This window comes from Burkholderia sp. SRS-25 (assembly GCF_004343765.1).
Classification (GTDB): Bacteria; Pseudomonadota; Gammaproteobacteria; order Burkholderiales; family Burkholderiaceae; genus Burkholderia; species Burkholderia contaminans.
The window spans coordinates 1-1,651 of record NZ_PTXM01000054.1 but is presented as its reverse complement, the minus strand read 5'-3'; the positions used below and the strand labels follow the sequence as shown (position 1 = coordinate 1,651).

General features: G+C 65.8%; 1 protein-coding gene. It reads left to right on the top strand.

Translation table 11 applies throughout. The features are described from left to right. The coding region (locus C5O79_RS37845) for an electron transfer flavoprotein-ubiquinone oxidoreductase (RefSeq protein WP_205746241.1) at nt 1-1,651 on the top strand (1,651 nt) is incomplete at its 5' end.

Below are 1,651 nucleotides of genomic sequence, written 5' to 3'. Positions count from 1 at the left end.
GCAATACGGCCCGCGCGAATCGATGGAATACGACGTCGTGATCGTCGGCGGCGGCCCCGCCGGGCTGTCGGCGGCGATCCGGCTCAAGCAGCTGGCCGCCGAGAAAGGCACCGAGATCGGCGTGTGCGTGCTCGAGAAAGGTTCCGAGATCGGCGCGCACATCCTGTCGGGCGCGGTGATGGACCCGCGCGCGATCAACGAACTGTTCCCCGACTGGAAGGAGCGCGGTGCACCGCTCGACGTCGAGGTGACGGAAGACCGCTTCCTGTTCCTGTCGGAAAAGAGCGCGGTCACCACGCCGAACTGGGCGCTGCCCGCCAACTTCCAGAACCACGGCAACTATGTGATCTCGCTGGGTAACGTCACGCGCTGGCTCGGACAGCAGGCCGAGGCGCTGGGCGTCGAGATCTTCCCCGGCTTCCCCGCTGCCGAGATCCTCTATAACGACGACGGCTCGGTGAAGGGCGTCGCGACCGGCAACATGGGCGTGGGCAAGGACGGCGAGCCGACCGAGAACTTCCAGCTCGGCATGGAGCTGCACGCGAAGTACACGTTGTTCGCCGAAGGCTGCCGCGGCCACCTCGGCCGCCAGCTGATCTCGAAGTTCAAGCTCGACGCGAACGCCGATCCGCAGGCGTACGGGATCGGCATCAAGGAACTGTGGGAAATCGACCCGGCCAAGCACAAGCCGGGCCTCGTGATCCACACGGCCGGCTGGCCGCTGAAGTCGGATACGTACGGCGGCTCGTTCCTGTATCACATGGACAACAACCAGGTCGTGGTCGGCTTCGTGGTGGGCCTCGGCTACACGAACCCGTACCTGTCGCCGTTCGAGGAATTCCAGCGCTACAAGACGCACCCATCGATCCGCGCGTTCCTCGAAGGCGGCAAGCGCGTGTCGTACGGCGCGCGTGCGATCACGGCGGGCGGCCTGCTGTCGCTGCCGAAGACGGTGTTCCCGGGCGGCGCGCTGATCGGCGACGACGCGGGCTTCCTGAACGCATCGCGGATCAAGGGCAGTCACGCGGCGATCAAGACCGGCATGCTGGCCGCCGACGCCGCGTTCGACGCGGTGCAGGCCGGCCGCCAGTCGGACGAGCTGAACGCGTACCCGGATGCCTTCAAGCAGTCGTGGCTGTACACGGAGCTGTACCGCGCACGCAACTTCAAGCAGTGGATGGCCAAGGGCCTGTACCTCGGCACGCTGATGGTCGGGATCGAGCAGAAGGTGATGGGCGGCAACGTGCCGTGGACGCTGCACCACAAGCATGCGGATCACGAGATGCTGAAGCCGGCGTCGCAATGCCAGCCGATCGAGTATCCGAAGCCGGACGGCAAGCTGACGTTCGACCGGTTGTCGTCGGTGTTCATCTCGAACACGAACCACGAGGAGAACCAGCCGGCGCACCTGACGCTGAAGGACGCGAGCGTGCCGGTGAACGTGAACCTGCGCACGTACGCGGGGCCGGAGGGGCGCTTCTGCCCGGCGGCCGTGTACGAGTTCGTGAAGAACGACGACGGCAGCGACCGCCTGGTGATCAACGCGCAGAACTGCGTGCACTGCAAGACCTGCGACATCAAGGACCCGACGCAGAACATCGTGTGGGTCACGCCGGAAGGCGGCGGCGGGCCGAATTACCCGAACATGTAA